Genomic DNA, 1,100 nt, shown 5'->3' with positions numbered 1-1,100 from the left:
GTTTTATCAGCGTTACTTTTCTGAAGGTGTAAACAATCAGACCTTAGCAAAGGCGCCAGCGGTTTCCTACGATCAGTATGATGACTTACATAAAAAGTTTCTCACGGAGCATTTCAATGTGCGTCCTGATAGCGTGATTCATCACAACATCAGCAGCTCAGAGGCTTTTCTCAAAATGGCGTTAGCTGGAGTGGCATATTGTTTGATCCCTCGTCTGCAAATTACTGATGAGCTAGAGCAAGGCTCGTTAATTGATATTACGCCTGGCTTCCTGATGTCTTATCGTATTTATTGGCACCATTGGCAGTTGGAAACTGGCGTATTGCAGGAGATTTCACAAGCGATTGTCAATTATGCACAGCGTCATTTACCACAGTAGTGATTGAATAGACGACCATTTCTGACGAATATTAAATGACGAATGGTTGAAATTACACCAAAGTTACACAGTCAAAGTTGTGTTAGAAGTGAAGTTAGGAGCTTGGATAATCACCGGAAGTTTCTATTATGAAACCACTTACTCCTACAGCTCGGCGACTTAACAAAGTCGGTGATGCTGATTTGTGGAGACACTTCACTATTGATATGGATGGATTTGTCGAATGAAACTGTATTCGTGTTTGCTGGCTTCAGCTCTTAGTCTTAGCAGTGTTTCAGTCTTGGCTGATGTGCCTGAATTTGCTCACGTAACAACAACGGGTTACGGTGAGGTGGTCGCAACACCAGACATGGCGACCTTTTCTGTAAAAGTGGTGGATACCACCATGACAGCGGAACAAGCAAAACAATCCGTCGATAAAACAGTCGAAGATTTTCTCCAATATCTGTCTGATGCTGGTTTATCAAAGGATAATATCACCAGCTCAAACCTGTATCTTGCGCCTCAGTATCACTACCCTAACTCGGGCAAAGCTGAGTTGGTTGGATACAGAGCATCACGCAGCATCAATGTACCAGTGACAGATTTAGCCGATCTTAACCAGTATTTGGATATGGCGTTGAAAGCTGGCATTAATCAGGTCGACAACATCCAATTGAAAGTGAGCAATCAAGCGGAATACCAACAAAAAGCACGCATGGCTGCGATCAAAGATGCGAGA

General features: G+C 43.1%; 1 protein-coding gene and 1 pseudogene. Both read left to right on the top strand.

The window, feature by feature from the left end; all coding sequences use genetic code 11:
- Positions 1-379: pseudogene (locus R7Q38_RS24445) on the top strand (ArgP/LysG family DNA-binding transcriptional regulator); the annotation flags it as partial.
- Between the two features lie 223 nt (positions 380-602).
- On the top strand, positions 603-1,100 hold a 498-nt coding region (locus R7Q38_RS24440; RefSeq protein ID WP_318114662.1), incomplete at its 3' end, for an SIMPL domain-containing protein.

Origin of the sequence: Vibrio sp. Vb0598, assembly GCF_033338935.1 — a bacterium.
GTDB lineage: Bacteria > Pseudomonadota > Gammaproteobacteria > Enterobacterales > Vibrionaceae > Vibrio > Vibrio alginolyticus.
This window is presented reverse-complemented; position numbering and strand designations above follow the sequence as displayed.